Below are 16,120 nucleotides of genomic sequence, written 5' to 3'. Positions count from 1 at the left end.
TTATTGTATGAGCGAGAAACTCGTGCTATCCAAGAAATTGGGAAACTTCGCACAGCAATCTTGATTTTTAAGAAGGAACAATTCGGATAGCGGATTATTCAGTTTCGCAAACATATCTATGAACTGCACTCAGAACTGTTCCTGGTATAATTTTATCATCATATGCGTTTGTATAAATTTTTTGACTTACTTTTCCTTCACGATCATAAATAACTCCATCTGAAGTTGAATATCTTTTCTCAGAACAATTTAATTTATAAAATTGTACGCTGGAATCACCACCAGTTTTAATTACTTTACCTTTTTTATTCTTAACTGTTTTAATTGGATTAATCATTTTTAACCAAAATTCTTTTATGCCATCATTATCTTTTTCAAAATAAAGATATATTTCAGTTCCATCTTTTGTAGAAGTTACATATTGAAATTCATCATTTTGAGAGAATGATTTGCTGGAAACTATAAAAAGTAAAATAGTAAATAATATTATTTTCATATTCTTGATTTTAGAAATTATAAGAGGTTTTATTTTAATATGAAACTATTCTCATGTTCTCAAGTGGCAAGCTCGCATAATTAGGACGATATTCAGATCTAAAGAAAAAAGTTTGATTATAATAGCTTTCAATTATCTTGTTACAAATTAAAATTTCTAATATAGTCCATTAAAAATTTAGACATACTTCGGAGATGATTTAAATCAACATCTGAAATTTTGTCTGGATGAAAATGCATTACACCATTTCTAATTTTTCTAATTTCATGTAATTCATTTGTGAAATCGGATCTTACAAAAGGTAAACCAAGTAAATTCCAGTTTTCGCTATTCTCTATTATTAAAATATATTCACCAAATGTTAAATCACTAATTGATTCTATTTTTTTTGATACATCGGAAATATTAAGAAGCTTAATAATATCTTGTAAAACAATTTTGTCATGTAATATTAGACGAATAAAATTTTCAATTTGTTCGAGTAAAATAAAGGGCTCAATTTGTTCTAGAAACTCTTCATTTAAATCGAATGGAGTTACTGGTCCTTTAATTTTATTTTCTCGAGTTTTAACAAAAACCATTTCTATTTTAATCACTTCTTTAATAGCTTCAAAAAGCGGGGTATCTTCGGAAAGAATTTTATAATCGTTTGTCATAAAATCTTTAACACAATTTGAATTCTTCTTAGCAATCAAGCCCTTTGCGATGGATTGCCAACTTATTATTCCTAAAATTTCTCGATCATTATTCATAACTGGAAGCTGAGAGAAATCATTCTTCCACATTAGGTGATAAGCTTTTTCTAAATCTGCATCTCTTGAGATTGACAGAGGAGTTTGCGCTGCAGCTTTTAAAACAGAAAGTCGATTAATCGGATCAAATTTTTCTTCTTCGGATTCATTACCACTTTTTATTCGTGCTTTATCCATTTCTTTTAACTCCACATGTTGATCGACCCAACCTCCTTGATAATTCGGAACGATTATAAGCTTTTCTTTTTTTAGATATTCATTGATACGCCAAACATTTCCACTTGTACGTTTTTCATAATGTCCAAATGCCCATAATAAAGTCCTTATTGTCAATCTTTCTGGCTTTCCTTCTTTTTTAACTTTGTTAACTAAATCTATAAACTCTTGTCTAGGCATATTTTTTGGGTTCAATTTTTTTTAATACTCTTTAATTTATGAGGGCATGTTCGCGCCTGCTAGGAAATAATCGATTTTAGATAACTTAATACAAAACAAACATCGTCTTTAATTTAAACTAACCACCAAGTAAAAACACCTGATTTTTATTCAATTTTTATAGCTTCATCAAATTTTCCATTTTTAACATATAAACCTAAATTACCGTTTGATTCTAGAATATAATATTCTCCGTTTTCGTTATCATCTTGATATTTTACTTTTCCATTTACATTAGATTCGACGATTTCACTCTCCATTTTACTGCCGTCTTTAAATTTAATTATCATTATTTTTTTCTGAAATGAGTTTTTAAAAAGTATTAATGTTGCACCCATTAAACTTTTTTCACTACGCCATTTATTCAAAACCTCACCTTCTATATCTGTTGTTTTAGAGGTTTTTACATCTTGATTTTCTGTTGATCCTATGATATTAATTTCTAAATTTGGTGTAAAGTGTGTTGTAGCCCAAGCCATTCCTTCTGTCATATTTGGTATATGATAGAAAATCCAAAGCCTGTCATATTGTGTACGATCTTCTCTGATTTCCATTGCAATTTCCTGAAGCACTTTTTGATCAACTTTTTTATTCAAATGCACTTCGATATTATTTTTACTTAGATTATCGTTTGGATTTTCTTTTGTAATTTCCCATTGTATATCTTTAGGAACATTTGATTTTTTTTCACAGGCCATAAATACTAAAATTGCTAAAATGAGTAAGATTTTTTTCATGATTAAGATTAGTTGATTGAACTTATTTTCAAAACTAAAACCTTTCATTTTAACAATTTTACGTAAATCCATAAAAACCAATTAAAACCAAAAAAAACTTAATCCTTGATAGAAGTGACAATAAAAAAATGCGCAAAAAGTCATAAAAACTTTTGCGCATTTTTATTTTATAACGAAGAAGGTTTAGTTACTACATTTCCTTTGTCAATATTTTAAATTGTAATTTAAAGCTTTCCAGTTTAATTAAGTAGAATATAGAAAACAATAACACCCAGGCAATAAATGTCAAAAGCAAACTGGTGAAATTATACTCTATAAAAGCGGCATATTGGCAAAAAAAGCCAAAAAAGATAAGGAGAACAAAATTATACAAAATGGCGTTTTTTAAACTCATTTTGATACAGCCCGTTAGAAAATTCCAATTGACAAGATCATCAGGGATTACAATTTTTGAGGAATTTGATAAATCAATGACAACATTTTGAGAAAATTCAAGGGACACAACAATAATCTGATTTTTTACTTGGTATTTGTAATTATGCTCCTCTAAGATTTTTATTATTTTATTGAGTTCCATCTTTAGATTTATTTTGGTTATGATTTTTTTACCATTAATTAAGGCCTGTTTTCTAATTAGAAATTCAAAAATATACATTTTGTAAGTAAAGTATTAGTCGATAATCGGTTATTTTTTAGTCGAAATTCGGTTCAATGTGTTTCAGACTTTCAATTAGATTACGATTGAGACTAGTGGAGCACGGATTATAAATTATTTATAAATCATTTTTGAATAGAATGCTTTCCCGGAAATCCATAAAACCCAAAAAGCCCTAACCCTGATAGCAGCGGCATCCTTTTTAGGCAAACCAAAACAGCTAAAATTAAACCGTAAACCTTCTGCCTAAAAAGATATAACGTCCCGAGGCTTCGGGAGCAGGAAACAGCTCCTAAAAACCATCCTGATTCCACTAAATTTCACCCCTAAAAAACTCAAAAGGTTAATGATAGAATTTTAAACAAAAATTTCGTAAATTTGCACTCCAATAAAAGGAATTAGAAAATGTTAGATAGACTTCAAATAGTAAAACAACGTTTCGACGAGATTTCGGACTTAATTATCCAGCCGGATGTTATTTCGGATCAGAAACGTTATGTACAATTGAATCAAGAGTACAAAAACCTGAAAGCATTGGCTGAAAAGCGTGATGAATACGTGCTTTTGATGGCTAATATAGATGAGGCAAACGAAATTATTGCAGATGGAAGTGATGCAGACATGACCGAAATGGCCAAAATGCAGCTGGATGAAGCAAAAGAAAGATTGCCGGAACTTGAGGAAGAAATTAAGTTTATGCTGATCCCAAAAGATCCTGAAGATGCCAAAAACGTAATGGTCGAGATCCGCGCCGGAACGGGTGGAGATGAAGCCAGTATTTTTGCAGGGGATCTTTTTAGAATGTATACCAAATATTGCGAAAACCAGGGTTGGAGAACTTCGGTAGTAGATATGAACGAAGGAACTTCCGGAGGTTTCAAAGAGGTAATCTTTGAAGTTTCGGGTGAAGATGTATACGGAACTTTGAAGTTTGAAGCAGGAGTACACCGTGTACAACGTGTGCCTCAGACCGAGACTCAGGGTCGTGTACATACCTCGGCAGCTACGGTAATGGTTTTACCGGAAGCGGAAGAGTTTGATGTACAAATCGATATGAACGATGTTCGTGTAGATTTCTTCTGTTCGTCAGGACCTGGAGGACAATCGGTAAATACAACGAAATCTGCGGTACGTTTAACGCACATTCCAACAGGATTGGTGGCGCAATGTCAGGATCAGAAATCACAGCATAAAAACAAGGATAAAGCACTGAACGTTTTACGTTCGCGTCTATACGAACAGGAATTAGCCAAGAAAGAAGCCGAAGATGCTACCAAACGTACCTCTCAGGTAAGCTCCGGTGACCGTTCGGCTAAGATTCGTACCTACAACTACGCTCAGGGTCGTGTAACCGATCACAGAGTGGGTTTAACACTTTACGATCTTGGAAACATCATGAACGGTGATATCCACAAAATTGTTTCCGAATTACAGTTGGTAAACAATATGGAGAAACTGAAGGAAGCGTCAGAAGTTTTTTAATTAGACTTTCTGCTATCTTAGAAGTTAAACTTCTTAGACTAAACATAATAAAAAAGCCGAACTAAAAGTTCGGCTTTTTTTTGGACTAATTTCTTTTAAATCAATTCCTTATAATTTAATGCGGTTTTTTCTGCAAACATTTTAAAATTGCTACTGTAAATAATGTAATTTCGCCGTTTTAATGAGAAAATAATTGATTTTACGTTAAAAACATGCTACAGCCTGACATGATAAACGGGGTGAATTAAAAATATATTTATGAAGTTTAAAAAATGGATGCTTTTGCTGGTAATGATTGTAGGGCTGACCTCTTGTTCAAGTGATACGGAAGAAGGTAATTCTTCTGAAATTACATATGCTGATGTAAAACCTACTCAGACTAAGTTTAAAGCTTTTTATGGTACAAAATTGAGTAAAATTTCGGGCTCGGTAGCTTCAAAATCAAGCGAGGTAAATCCAACTACTGAGATTAGCAAACCAATTTCTGTTATTTTTTATCCAAGAACTCAAACCATTTCATTTTCAAATATTTTTGATAATACGACAGTAGAGTATAAGGTAACCGGAATTGTAGAAAATGAAATTTCGGTAACGTACAGTTTTAAAATTAATACTGATTTTACTTGTACTATTGTAAATAAAACCAGCACAAGCCCGGCGAAAGCTATTATAACTTTTTCAGGCGGTTATTATCAATTTGACGTAACCGATTCTGCAAAAAAGAACCTTACACAGTTAGTGACAAAAGAAACCTATACGGCGCAAAATAGCAATTATAATTATACAATAGATTACAGTTATGCCGACACTACGTTAATTCAATCGGTTCGTCATTCTATTAATTTAAAAACATTACAACCCTTAACGACTGTTACTGATTATACTTACAATGAAGGTAAATTAGTGAGTAAGATTCAGAATGATGGTAACGGAGTTCTAAAGAGTAAAACGGTATATGAATACACGAATAATTTAATTACTAAATCTACCGTTTCAAATGCTGCCGGAAAAGTAACGGAAATTGATACGTTTGAATATAATTCAAATGGAAAACTTTCTGTAGCGTATTATGGAAATAGTACAGGAACCATGTATTATATGATACGCCATTATTCGTATGAAAAAAACAAATTAAATACCATTTATACAGATCCGGAAGAAACCTATAAAGATTCTGAAATATCGATCTATGATAGTGAGCGCAAGCCTTATTTAATTGCACAAGACGAAATTTTAGATCCGTTTTTATATTTAAATATCACTAAAACAACTATCACCGATATAGACGGCGTTGTAACTAATTTCCCCGAAATTGCTTATGAATATTCTTCGCAAGGATTGCTTGTTAAAACATCGTATGCAAATGAAAATGGTGATCCGGATATTAAGGTTCGAACTTATAAAGAAGAATAACGAACTGACATAAAAAACAAAAAAGCAAAGTAGACATTTAGTTTACTTTGCTTTTTTTTTTAATGCTCTAATTTAGAATTAGATTTATAGTGAAGGATATTAACTGTTTAACCGTTTGTTTATAAAACGTATAAAGCGAGTTAGATACCTAAAAATACTCTTGTAAATTCAAAACATTTATATAGGTTAGAGTACATGTACACACCGTTCTTTAATACTATTTCGCTTAACTTTTCCATAATACATAAATTTAAGTTTAGACAATACTCTTTGTTATGATTCGTGTTGTGATGATTCTTCTTTCGAATCGTCATTGTGGTTGAGAAACTAAATTGGTTACAACAAGTTGTAAAACAGATCCCAGAATACCTTTGAACATATTGTCGCTTTTTCCGACTACAAATCTTTTGGCCAGGTATCCAATTCCGATACTCATTGCAGATTGCGCCAGATGACTTTTAAAACCAACGGTTTCGTTGATTTCTTCAACAGTGTTTCGGATAAGGTTAAGAGGTTTCAGATTTTGTTTTATATCTTCAATCTCATCCTTTATCGAGCACCATTCTTCGGTCTGTCGATTTTCCAATAGCTGAATCCTCTGATTTAATGTATCAATATTGTAAACAGTTTCCATAACAGTCTTTTTTAATTATCAATTAATTTAAATCAGGATTGATTTCTTTTTTAGTTTCTTTTAAAATGCTGGAAATAATCATATTCCCAATTGGCGTTTTTATAAGACTGTGTTGCGCTTTATGAATTATAATGGCGACAATCAGATAAAACAATGCTATTATAAAAAAACCGTAATAATACTCACCCAGTTCTTTTCCAATCCATAAACTAAGTCCGATATTCAGAAACAAGGTAAAAAATGCAACAACAGCTCCAACCGCTATTCTAGATGTTACTGTCGACAATGCGTCAGCGGCAGCCGATATGGTTTTGAGTTTAATTAACTCTAAACTCGTTTTTGCATAATCTTCTGCTTTTTCATAAAGATTCAGGTTCTCATTTGTTGTTGCATTTGTTTCCATGATAAAGGTGTTTTAGGATTTAAAAATCTCACTTTTTAATAGTTCGTTTTTACAGTTTTTGCTTCCTCTTTAATAGAATTGAAGTCTTCTTTTGCAGCATTGAATTTTGCTTTTCCTTCGTCGATAATATCTTTACCGTTTGAAGTAATTGTGCTGATAATTCCGTCAACTTTTGTTTTTAGATTATCTCCGTAATCTTTAGATTTATCTGAGATTTTTTTTCTTGTATTTGAACCTTTGTCCGGCGCAAATAAAACTCCTAAAAATGCTCCCGCCGCTGCGGCTCCTAAAATTCCTAAAAGTGTGCTACTAGTTTTCATAATATTTGATTTAATGGATTAATATAATTTATTTATTAAATGTTTTTTTAAATGTCACGACCTTTGATAAGTCTGAACAGAATTGCAATGACTGCAATGACTAATAAAATGTGGATAACGCTTCCAAGGCTGTAAACGAAGAACCCAAGGGCCCAAAGAATAACCAGGATTACTGCTATTGTGTATAATAAATTTGACATGGTGTTATTTTTATTTATGGTTAATGATTAATTTGTTTCTTAGTTTAATTTATACGATAAGTATACCGTTAAATTGCTGTTTTTTGCATCCGGAAAAGTATAAGTACCTCCCAAACCATCATTTCTTTCTTTACCAACTTTTGTTAAACCGTAGTTATAACGTACTCCTATACTAATTGGGCTGAAATCAACACCAACACCTGCAGCTATACCAGCGTCAAATTTGTTTAAGTCGTCAGTATCAATATCTTCCTCGAAGTCAAAATCTCCGCTTCCTGTAACTTTAGAACTTACCAGGTATGATGCATAACCACCGGCCTGAATATTAAAGTTTTTAGTCACATTTACACGCACTAATAAAGGAAGTTCTATATAATTTAATTTGAATTTTGCATTTCCTTCCGCGAAAGCATTGTTGTATTTTAACTCAGCACCTTTTGTAGTAAATAAAAGCTCTGGCTGAATGGCAATAAAATCAGATATTGGTAATGTAGCATATACACCGGCATTAAAACCATATAATACATTGTTGTCGTCAGGATCGTTGCTGTCATCGTATAGGTTTGACATATTGAAACCACCTTTTACACCAAATTCTGTGGTTACATTTTCACTTTGTGCATGTAGCGCTCCAAATGCAGCTGTCATAAAAAGTGTTACGGCGAATAATAATTTTGATTGAATTTTCATAATTTTTAAATAATTTTAGTTAATAAATGGGCATTACGGGCTTTTAATTAATTTGTTCTCTAATTTGTGCTACTTCTCTAAGCAGCTGGTAACTCTCAGGCAAATACTGTAATACCAATTTTAAAATCATCCTATCATTTGTGTCTCTGGAAATCGATTCGAATAACTTAATTTGTTCTGCTAATGATGTTGCGACAGCATCGACATAAGCTTTATTTAAATTGTTGTCATTTTTTTCAATTTGTTCATATAAATCCCCTCTATTATCGGTATTTATACCTGCAACAACCACGAGCCTGTTATTGGCCATTCTCGTTACATCCTGTAACAAAAGATTTTGCTGATTTTGTAATCTCTTACCAATTTCCCCGATCTTACTTTCTGAACTTTCCTGTTGGGCAATCTGACTTTTCGCAATAATGGACTTACTAATATTTGCCGTCGCAATTAAAAAATAAGCTTCACTTTGTTCTTTGTCACTTTTTATAAAAACTTCGTTTTTTAAGCTGGTTTCTATCGGATTATTTTCTTTGCATGATGTACTGCATATTATAATGATCAATAAAAAAAGAACTCTCAATATTTTTGTTTTTACTATGGGTTTTGCTTCCATCAATTACTTCATAAAGTATTACATTGCAAAGATGCTAACGAAATGAATATTTTACTTTACAGCATAAAAAAGAAACGTTATATAATTCCCATAATGGATTTATATAACGTTTTAAGGTGTGTTTTTTTGTAGGATTTACTCAGGGAGGAAAACGGTAAATTCTGAGCCTTTATCGGGTGTGCTGTCTGCTGTAATGTAGCCCTTGTGGTTGTCTGTTATTTTTTTACAGATGGCTAAACCAATTCCTGTTCCGGGATAATCTGTTTTGGAATGCAGACGTTGAAAGAGTACAAAAATGGTTTCTTTAAATTGTGGATCAAACCCCATTCCGTTGTCCTTAAAAGTGATCTTATGAAATTTTCTGGTATTCTGATCCAGTAAACCGGGATAATCGGAAGAATTGATTTTTTCGCTTTCAATATGAATTTCAGGAATAGTATCCGGACGGCTGTATTTCAGGGAATTTCCGATCAGGTTTATAAAAAGCTGTTCGATCTGATAGGGAATGACAGACAGTTTAGGTAATTTAGAAACGGTAATCACCGCTCTTTTCTCGTCAATAATTTCCAGTAGTTCCGATTTGGCGTTTTCGGCCAGTTCATTCAGATTGGACTTAATGAATTCTTTTTTGGTGGTGTTTGTTCTGGAGAATAAAAGCAGATCGTCAATTAAAACACGCATTCTTTTGGCCGACACTTCAATTTTATAAAGATAATCTTTGGCGCTGTCCGACATTCCTGCTTTTTCTGCCTCAGGAATTCGGGAAATGAAAGTCTGGATTTTTCGAAGCGGTTCCTGTAAATCATGACTTGCTACGTGATTGAAAGAAGCCAGTTCTTTATTGCTTTTTTCCAATTCATCATTACGCTCCTGAAGTTCTATATTCAATAAATGTTCATCCGTAATGTCAAAATTGATTCCAAGTAAAATTTTACTGCCTTGCTTGTCCGTTAGTAATTTTCCGGTTGATTTAAAATATCTGATTTCACGATCGGCACGTAATACCTTATAATAGATAAAAGGTAAATGTTTTTTAGTGACAATCTCTTCCATAGAAGCAGCAATTGCTTCTTTGTCATCAGGATGTACAAAATCCAGAAAAGTTTCCTGAACGGGAACAAAAGCATTTGGCCGAACGCCCAGCAAACGGTACTGATTGTCGGAATAGTCAATTTTCTGGGTATCTAAATCCCATTGCCAGGTGCTGAATTTACCAATCGATTCGGATTCAGACATTAATCGGGAAGAGATCAGCAGTTTTTTATTGAAAACTTTAAGGCGCTGGATGTCTTTACTGATTTGTCGGTAGGCTAAGAGAATAAAAAGCAGGGCGGCAAGAAATAAGGAAATAGAGAAAACGGGACTCAGGGAAATCTCCTGGTCATAAATTTTCAGTCTTCTGTCCAGGTATTTTTTTTCGATATCATTCATTTTATCGACCTGAAAACGAATGTTCTCCATCAGGATACGGCCACCAAACATATGATTGTCGAGTTTTCGCTTATCATATGTTTTGGGATCGCTGTATTTGAAGCAGTTTTCAAACGAAGTAAAACGCTGAATGATTAATTTGAATAATCTTCGAAGGTTTTCCTGTTGTACCGGATTATCGGCTGTAAGTTTTTTTAAAGTAATAAATGAAGTGTTGACCTTATCGCGCGAATAAATGTACGGAGATAAAAAACGACTGTTACGTGTTATGATATAACCGCGCTGTCCCGTTTCGGCATCTTTTATAGCTGACATTAATCTTTCTAACTGAATATTTATCTCATAGGTATGCATGGCCACCTTACTGGATGCATTCAGATCCTGATTGTGCTTGTATCCAAGCGAAGAAAGAAATAACAGAATGAAAACTGCGATCACAAAAATAACTCTCAATGAGTTTGAAGAATTAAACTTGGGGAACAACTTCATGGAATGTTATTATTTTAGGCGCAACAAAAAGTTATCTCGGTTCAGACCGGAGGTGTGATAGTGCCAATTTAAGGTAACGACTTCATTAATAATTTTTTTCAGGGTATTAAAATCACTTGGTTTCTTGATATAAATATTGGCACCTTCAATAAAGGTGTCTTCTATATCTTCTTCTGAAGAGGAAGTAGAATAGATAGCAATAATTATATTTTTAAGATGCTCGGTTTTTTTGATTTCGATCAAACATTCTTTACCTGTTTTTTTCGGCATGTTCAAATCCAGAAATAAAATATCCGGTAATTTAATATCCGGTGTCATCAGGTGTTCCATGAGCTGAAGACCGTCATGGACAAAAGTTACTTTGGTTTGAACTCTTACTTCTTCAAAGGCATCTTTAAAAAAAAGTCTGTCATCCTCATCGTCATCAGCGAGTAAAATGTGTAATGCGTTTTTTTGCATTGATTTTTCGGGTATTTGGGTTTTATTTTAAATTTTCTCTTCTCTTTTTAATAATCCTCTGAAAAGCCGATGGCGTTATTCCGGTCGTGTTTTTAAATTGTGTACTCAAATGGGCCACACTCGAGTAGTTTAGTAAAAAAGCAATTTCGGTCAGGCTCATTTCATTGACTAACATCAATTGTTTGGCTCTTTCTATTTTTTGTAAAATGATAAAATTCTCAATAGAGGAATAGGTTACTTCCGAAAATACATTCGATAGATAACCGTAACTATGATTTAGTTTCTCTGCTAAAAAAACAGAACTCTTAAAGTTATTATTATCATCCATATAAACAAGTTCAATGATGGCATCCTTAATTTTCTGGACCAAAACACTTTTTTGATTTTCAACAACTTCAAAACCAAAAGGTGCCAGTTTGCTTTTTAAATTGTCAAGTCCTTCAATATCAAGGTTCTCATCCAATTCAATTTCGCCAAAGCCTAAGGTGCTAAAATTTAAGTTTTCTTCTTCCAGTTTTTCTTTCAGAAAAAGAGAACAAATCGTGTTGATATCGAACTTTATAAATAATTTCATAGGATTAAAATAGGGTTAAAGATAATCATTTTTTTTTTGGTTTTTACGGCTTATAGGTTTAAATATATTTATATTTTACGAAGTCATTATTTGACTTAACCAAAAAAATACCGTCTAAGGTTATAATTTAGACGGTATTTTCTCTGGGGTCAAAAAAGGTTTACAATTCTGATAACATTTGTTTAAACTCCTCTTTGGTTTTGCCTAATTTTTGCTGCAGTTTTCCGTACATTTCATCTTCTTTTCCTTCAGCATACATTAGATCATCATCTGTAAGATCGGCGTATTTTTGTTTCAATTTCCCTTTTAACTCGTTCCAGTTTCCTTTTATTTCTGTAGTATTCATGATATTTTGTTTTAATGATTAATAGTATTGTAAAATTGCAAATTAATCATCGAATAGCTTTTATATCAATTTCTGAGAATGTTTTATAATTCACATTTGGTCTTTTAAGCCTGATAACGACGCAGGACCCAGGCCATTTTTTCGTGTTGCTGCAATAAACCGGTAATAAAATCGGCAGAACCTATATCGTGATTGTCATTTTCAAAAGCGGGAATATAATCTCTGAATTCCGTTACCATTTGTTCGTGGTTTTCCAGCAATTCCTGCAGCATATGTTTTTGCGATGCATATTCTTTAGGGGATTCTTTCAGGGTTGAATTTTCAATAAATTCCTTCATTGTACCGATTGTTTTTTCACCCAGCTGACTGATGCGCTCTGCTACTTCATCGATGTTGTTTTCTAAAAGCCTGTATTGGTCTTCAAACAATTTGTGCAGTTCCATAAAGCTGTTTCCGGAAATGTTCCAGTGAAATTTTCTGGTTTTTACGTATAATGTCATTTCGTTAGATAAAATCGTGGCTAATATGGTGGCACTTTTCTTTAAGTTTTTTGTTGTAATTCCAATGTTTGGGCTCATAATTGTTTGATTTCCGGTTCGTTCCAAAAATAGAATAGCGTTCCATTTTATTTCTTACATAATTTGTGGAAGATGTTACATGAATTCAATGTTTTGGTAACCTCTTAATGAATCATTTATTGTAGTTTTGCCGCCGAATCAAACTAAAACCCAAAATTTGAATGAAAAAACAATTACTTATTTTATTACTTTTTACCGCCTCCATTACCGTAAAAGCCCAATCCTACCTGGGTTATTTTCAGGACAATTACGCAGGTGTACAAAGTGTTCTATTTAATCCGGCTTCTATAGCCGATTCCCGTTTTAAAACGGATATTAATATATTTTCAGTAAGCGGATCGGTACAAAATGATTTGTACGGTGTTCGTCTTTTTGATGTTTATAAAGACGGTTACGATTTTGACAGCCAGGCAAAAAGAACTCCTTCTTATGCGAATAATGGCCAGGCTAATTTTGATGTTATGGGGCCTTCTTTTATGTTTAATATTGCTCCAAAACATACGCTGGCCGTATTTACAAGAGCGAGATCTGTAAGCAATGTCAGAAATGTAAACGGATATCTTATCGATCAGGTGAAAGACGGATTGGATCAATCCAGCAATTTTAACTACAATGCCGGGAATATAAACGGAGCTTCAAATACATGGGGCGAAGTTGGCATTTCTTATGCTGCCGTTTTATACCAGAAGAATCAGCATTTTCTGAAAGGTGGTTTAACCGCTAAGTATTTACAAGGCGGAGTAAACGGATATGTTCAGGGTAAAGATGTTAAAGTAACGTACGTTGAAAACACGGCTAATCCGCAGGCGGGTGTTCTGGCATCGAGCGGCGAAATTACCATTGGGGCAAGCCAGGATTTTGAAGCCAACGAGGATTATGACTTTGATTCCGGTTCAAGAGGTTTCGGTTTTGATTTCGGACTTGTGTACGAATGGAGACCTGATTATGAGCAATATGATTTAAGTAATGCCAAACCAGCCGATAATAATTTTAGGGACTTAAATAAATATAAAGTTCGTTTCGGATTATCTGTTACAGACATTGGATCTATAGATTATAGAAATTCCAAACAGGATACCTATAATGTAACGGGTATTGTAACGCAACAGATGATTGATGATGCCGATAATTTATACGACTTTTTAAACGAGCATTATACAAAAACCTCAACTTCAAAAGGAGCGAAGACCAATTTGCCAACAGCGCTTCATGCAGATGTGGACTGGAATATGTACAAAAAATTCTATTTGAATCTGAATGGAGATATTAATATGGTGTCTGCCAACAAAGTAAACGCTTACGGTATTGCAGACAGAGTAAGCCTGACGCCACGTTACGAGAGCAGATGGTTTAGTTATTATCTGCCAGTGACCTGGATGGAATATAGCGGAATGCAGGTTGGTTCCGGAATCAGAGTAGGAGCGTTCTTTATTGGTTCGGGTTCTATCGTGAGTAATTTAGTTTCTAAGGAATCTAAAGGAGCTGATTTTCATTTAGGAGTTAAGATTCCGGTATATGAAAAGAAATTTAAAGATACAGACGGAGACGGCGTTATCGATAAGGAAGATGCTTGTAAAAAAGTAGCCGGACCTGCAGAAAATAACGGTTGTCCTTGGCCGGATACGGATGGCGATAAAGTTTTTGATAAAGACGATGCCTGTCCTGATACAAAAGGTCCGGTAGAAAATAAAGGCTGTCCGTGGAAAGATACTGACGGAGATACTTTATTAGACAACGTTGATGCCTGTCCTGCAGTTGCCGGTCCGGTAGAAAACAAAGGCTGCCCGTGGCCGGATACCGATAAAGACGGAGTTTTGGATAGAGATGATGCTTGTATCGATGTTCCGGGTCTGGCAGAAAACAAAGGTTGTCCGATTTTAGATGCGGATAAAGATGGTATCAACGATAAGGAAGATGATTGTCCTTTATTGGCAGGTCCGATAGAAAACAAAGGTTGTCCGAAAGTTTCTAAAGCTACTTTAGAGCAATTGCGTGTAGAGGCAAAATCGATCTTTTTTACAACAGGAAAAGCGACTCTTAATGATGCCAGAAAAGGAGAAACATCAGGAAGATTAGACGCTATTAAAGAAATCTTGAAAAATTATCCAAATGCTAAATTTGCGATCAACGGTCATACTGACAATGTAGGGAATGCAAAAGCCAATCAGAAATTATCGGAAGCCAGAGCAAAAGTAATTATGGATCTTCTGATTAGTAAAGGAGTAGATCCTGCTAATTTAACTTCTCAGGGATTTGGAGCTACAAAACCGGTTAAGTCAAACAAAACCGCTTCAGGAAGAGCTGAAAACAGAAGAACTGAAATTGTTTATTTAGGGAATTTGTAAACCTTACTGAATATAATACCAAAAAGCCATTCTTAATTGAGTGGCTTTTTTTATTTTTGCATACTTCTAAAAAAGAACTGCTTCTTACCAATCTGAAGGACTAAAAAATCAAGAATGACAACACAACAACTACACGAACAAATTCTTCTGAAAAAATCATTTTTATGCGTTGGACTGGATCCTGATTTAACGAAGATTCCACCTCATTTATTAGAAACCGAAGATCCTATTTTCGAATTCAATAAAGCCATAATCGATGCGACACACGATTTAACGGTGGGATACAAACCCAATACTGCTTTTTTTGAAGCGTATGGGATTAAAGGATGGCTTTCGCTTCAGAAAACCATTAATTATATCAACGAAAAGTATCCTGATATTTTTACCATTGCCGATGCCAAACGCGGCGATATCGGAAACACTTCAAGCATGTATGCCAAAGCTTTTTTTGAAGATTTAAATTTTGACAGTGTAACCGTTGCACCTTATATGGGAAAAGATTCTGTAGAACCTTTTCTGGCTTTCGAGAATAAACATACGATTATGCTGGCGCTGACTTCTAATGAAGGTGCTTTCGATTTCCAGACTTTAACAACCAACGGAAAAGAACTGTACAAACAGGTTTTGGAAACTTCTAAAACATGGAAAAACAGCCAAAATCTAATGTATGTGGTAGGGGCAACCAAAGCAGAATACTTTGCAGACATCAGGAAAATTGTTCCGGACAGCTTCCTGCTGGTTCCGGGAATCGGCGCTCAGGGCGGAAGTTTATCGGAAGTTTGCAAATACGGAATGAATGATAAAATCGGTCTTTTGGTCAATTCCGCCAGAGCCATTATCTACGCTTCCAATGGAACTGATTTTGCAGCGAAAGCGAGAGAAGAAGCGTTGAAAGTACAACAGGAAATGGCATCGATTATTGGTGCTAAATAGTTTTTTTTGTTTCAGGTTTTAAGTTTCAGATTGCTTTACTTTGAACATAATTTACCGCTAGGAACGCAAAGCAAAGCTTTGCGTTCCTAGCTTAAAACCTTGCGAACTTCGCGGTTAAATAACCTGAAACAAAGA

19 protein-coding genes are annotated in these 16,120 nt (G+C 33.9%); 4 read left to right on the top strand and 15 right to left on the bottom strand.

The window, feature by feature from the left end; genetic code table 11:
* Positions 1–94: 94 nt before the first annotated feature.
* The 4 genes from EV142_RS11475 to EV142_RS11460 all read right to left on the bottom strand — a co-directional run bounded on the left by EV142_RS11475 (position 95) and on the right by EV142_RS11460 (position 2,997).
* Positions 95–496 carry a surface-adhesin E family protein gene (locus tag EV142_RS11475; protein ID WP_132035774.1) on the bottom strand — a complete coding sequence of 134 codons (402 nt, stop codon included), beginning with the start codon at positions 494–496 and terminating at the stop codon, positions 95–97.
* Between the two features lie 140 nt (positions 497–636).
* Positions 637–1,659 carry a CBS domain-containing protein gene (locus tag EV142_RS11470; protein ID WP_132035771.1) on the bottom strand — a complete coding sequence of 341 codons (1,023 nt, stop codon included), beginning with the start codon at positions 1,657–1,659 and terminating at the stop codon, positions 637–639.
* Positions 1,660–1,790: 131 nt separating this feature from the next.
* On the bottom strand, positions 1,791–2,492 hold the full coding sequence (locus tag EV142_RS11465; protein ID WP_132035768.1) for a hypothetical protein: 702 nt from the start codon (positions 2,490–2,492) through the stop codon (positions 1,791–1,793).
* A 118-nt stretch (positions 2,493–2,610) separates the two neighbouring features.
* Complete coding sequence (locus EV142_RS11460; RefSeq protein ID WP_132035765.1) at positions 2,611–2,997, bottom strand: hypothetical protein; 387 nt, start codon at positions 2,995–2,997, stop codon at positions 2,611–2,613.
* A 483-nt stretch (positions 2,998–3,480) separates the two neighbouring features.
* Between EV142_RS11460 and prfA the strand changes: the two genes are divergently transcribed.
* Positions 3,481–4,557 (top strand): peptide chain release factor 1, encoded by a 1,077-nt coding sequence (gene prfA / locus EV142_RS11455; RefSeq protein WP_132035762.1) that lies wholly within the window; start codon positions 3,481–3,483, stop codon positions 4,555–4,557.
* Positions 4,558–4,815: 258 nt separating this feature from the next.
* Complete coding sequence (locus tag EV142_RS11450) at positions 4,816–5,970, top strand: hypothetical protein (protein WP_132035759.1); 1,155 nt, start codon at positions 4,816–4,818, stop codon at positions 5,968–5,970.
* 310 nt (positions 5,971–6,280) lie between these two features.
* On the opposite strand, the gene EV142_RS11445 is transcribed toward EV142_RS11450, so the two are convergent.
* The 11 genes from EV142_RS11445 to EV142_RS11395 all read right to left on the bottom strand — a co-directional run bounded on the left by EV142_RS11445 (position 6,281) and on the right by EV142_RS11395 (position 12,707).
* Positions 6,281–6,604, bottom strand: a complete 324-nt coding sequence (locus EV142_RS11445) for a hypothetical protein (RefSeq protein WP_238698704.1) — start codon at positions 6,602–6,604, stop codon at positions 6,281–6,283.
* A 22-nt stretch (positions 6,605–6,626) separates the two neighbouring features.
* Positions 6,627–7,007, bottom strand: a complete 381-nt coding sequence (locus EV142_RS11440) for a hypothetical protein (protein ID WP_132035756.1) — start codon at positions 7,005–7,007, stop codon at positions 6,627–6,629.
* A 35-nt stretch (positions 7,008–7,042) separates the two neighbouring features.
* The gene (locus EV142_RS11435; protein ID WP_132035753.1) at positions 7,043–7,327 is read right to left on the bottom strand and encodes a YtxH domain-containing protein; all 285 of its coding nucleotides are present in this window, start codon (positions 7,325–7,327) and stop codon (positions 7,043–7,045) included.
* A gap of 47 nt (positions 7,328–7,374) precedes the next feature.
* Entirely contained in the window at positions 7,375–7,527 is a 153-nt protein-coding gene (locus EV142_RS11430; protein ID WP_132035750.1) for a lmo0937 family membrane protein, read from the bottom strand.
* Between the two features lie 39 nt (positions 7,528–7,566).
* Entirely contained in the window at positions 7,567–8,217 is a 651-nt protein-coding gene (locus EV142_RS11425) for a porin family protein (protein ID WP_132035747.1), read from the bottom strand.
* Positions 8,218–8,260: 43 nt separating this feature from the next.
* Positions 8,261–8,830, bottom strand: a complete 570-nt coding sequence (locus EV142_RS11420; protein ID WP_132035745.1) for a DUF4142 domain-containing protein — start codon at positions 8,828–8,830, stop codon at positions 8,261–8,263.
* Positions 8,831–8,965: 135 nt separating this feature from the next.
* Positions 8,966–10,750, bottom strand: a complete 1,785-nt coding sequence (locus tag EV142_RS11415) for a sensor histidine kinase (RefSeq protein WP_132035742.1) — start codon at positions 10,748–10,750, stop codon at positions 8,966–8,968.
* Between the two features lie 9 nt (positions 10,751–10,759).
* Positions 10,760–11,209, bottom strand: a complete 450-nt coding sequence (locus EV142_RS11410) for a response regulator (RefSeq protein WP_127336991.1) — start codon at positions 11,207–11,209, stop codon at positions 10,760–10,762.
* A 22-nt stretch (positions 11,210–11,231) separates the two neighbouring features.
* Entirely contained in the window at positions 11,232–11,783 is a 552-nt protein-coding gene (locus tag EV142_RS11405; RefSeq protein ID WP_132035739.1) for a helix-turn-helix domain-containing protein, read from the bottom strand.
* A 160-nt stretch (positions 11,784–11,943) separates the two neighbouring features.
* Positions 11,944–12,129 carry a CsbD family protein gene (locus EV142_RS11400; protein ID WP_132035736.1) on the bottom strand — a complete coding sequence of 62 codons (186 nt, stop codon included), beginning with the start codon at positions 12,127–12,129 and terminating at the stop codon, positions 11,944–11,946.
* Positions 12,130–12,233: 104 nt separating this feature from the next.
* Positions 12,234–12,707, bottom strand: coding sequence for a Dps family protein (locus EV142_RS11395; protein ID WP_132035733.1), 474 nt, complete (start codon positions 12,705–12,707; stop codon positions 12,234–12,236).
* A gap of 161 nt (positions 12,708–12,868) precedes the next feature.
* Between EV142_RS11395 and EV142_RS11390 the strand changes: the two genes are divergently transcribed.
* Positions 12,869–15,052, top strand: a complete 2,184-nt coding sequence (locus EV142_RS11390; RefSeq protein WP_132035730.1) for a DUF5723 family protein — start codon at positions 12,869–12,871, stop codon at positions 15,050–15,052.
* 114 nt (positions 15,053–15,166) lie between these two features.
* Positions 15,167–15,985 carry an orotidine-5'-phosphate decarboxylase gene (pyrF, locus tag EV142_RS11385; RefSeq protein ID WP_132035728.1) on the top strand — a complete coding sequence of 273 codons (819 nt, stop codon included), beginning with the start codon at positions 15,167–15,169 and terminating at the stop codon, positions 15,983–15,985.
* The last annotated feature ends 135 nt before the right edge of the window (positions 15,986–16,120 follow it).

It is taken from the genome of Flavobacterium circumlabens, assembly GCF_004345565.1.
Classification (GTDB): domain Bacteria; phylum Bacteroidota; class Bacteroidia; order Flavobacteriales; family Flavobacteriaceae; genus Flavobacterium; species Flavobacterium circumlabens.
Note: the sequence above shows the minus strand (reverse complement) of the source record. Positions and strands in the feature narration are given on the sequence as shown.

What these genes read in the sequence shown, in the direction of transcription:
- EV142_RS11410 (WP_127336991.1), bottom strand. Translation starts at nt 11,209, where the DNA reads ATGCAAAAAAACGCATTACACATTTTACTCGCTGATGACGATGAGGAT.
- pyrF (WP_132035728.1), top strand. Translation starts at nt 15,167, where the DNA reads ATGACAACACAACAACTACACGAACAAATTCTTCTGAAAAAATCATTT.
- EV142_RS11450 (WP_132035759.1), top strand. Translation starts at nt 4,816, where the DNA reads ATGAAGTTTAAAAAATGGATGCTTTTGCTGGTAATGATTGTAGGGCTG.
- EV142_RS11390 (WP_132035730.1), top strand. Translation starts at nt 12,869, where the DNA reads ATGAAAAAACAATTACTTATTTTATTACTTTTTACCGCCTCCATTACC.
- EV142_RS11465 (WP_132035768.1), bottom strand. Translation starts at nt 2,492, where the DNA reads ATGGATTTACGTAAAATTGTTAAAATGAAAGGTTTTAGTTTTGAAAAT.
- EV142_RS11435 (WP_132035753.1), bottom strand. Translation starts at nt 7,327, where the DNA reads ATGAAAACTAGTAGCACACTTTTAGGAATTTTAGGAGCCGCAGCGGCG.
- EV142_RS11400 (WP_132035736.1), bottom strand. Translation starts at nt 12,129, where the DNA reads ATGAATACTACAGAAATAAAAGGAAACTGGAACGAGTTAAAAGGGAAA.
- EV142_RS11430 (WP_132035750.1), bottom strand. Translation starts at nt 7,527, where the DNA reads ATGTCAAATTTATTATACACAATAGCAGTAATCCTGGTTATTCTTTGG.
- EV142_RS11445 (WP_238698704.1), bottom strand. Translation starts at nt 6,604, where the DNA reads ATGGAAACTGTTTACAATATTGATACATTAAATCAGAGGATTCAGCTA.
- EV142_RS11395 (WP_132035733.1), bottom strand. Translation starts at nt 12,707, where the DNA reads ATGAGCCCAAACATTGGAATTACAACAAAAAACTTAAAGAAAAGTGCC.
- EV142_RS11405 (WP_132035739.1), bottom strand. Translation starts at nt 11,783, where the DNA reads ATGAAATTATTTATAAAGTTCGATATCAACACGATTTGTTCTCTTTTT.
- EV142_RS11425 (WP_132035747.1), bottom strand. Translation starts at nt 8,217, where the DNA reads ATGAAAATTCAATCAAAATTATTATTCGCCGTAACACTTTTTATGACA.
- EV142_RS11420 (WP_132035745.1), bottom strand. Translation starts at nt 8,830, where the DNA reads ATGGAAGCAAAACCCATAGTAAAAACAAAAATATTGAGAGTTCTTTTT.
- EV142_RS11475 (WP_132035774.1), bottom strand. Translation starts at nt 496, where the DNA reads ATGAAAATAATATTATTTACTATTTTACTTTTTATAGTTTCCAGCAAA.
- EV142_RS11440 (WP_132035756.1), bottom strand. Translation starts at nt 7,007, where the DNA reads ATGGAAACAAATGCAACAACAAATGAGAACCTGAATCTTTATGAAAAA.
- EV142_RS11415 (WP_132035742.1), bottom strand. Translation starts at nt 10,750, where the DNA reads ATGAAGTTGTTCCCCAAGTTTAATTCTTCAAACTCATTGAGAGTTATT.
- EV142_RS11460 (WP_132035765.1), bottom strand. Translation starts at nt 2,997, where the DNA reads ATGGAACTCAATAAAATAATAAAAATCTTAGAGGAGCATAATTACAAA.
- prfA (WP_132035762.1), top strand. Translation starts at nt 3,481, where the DNA reads ATGTTAGATAGACTTCAAATAGTAAAACAACGTTTCGACGAGATTTCG.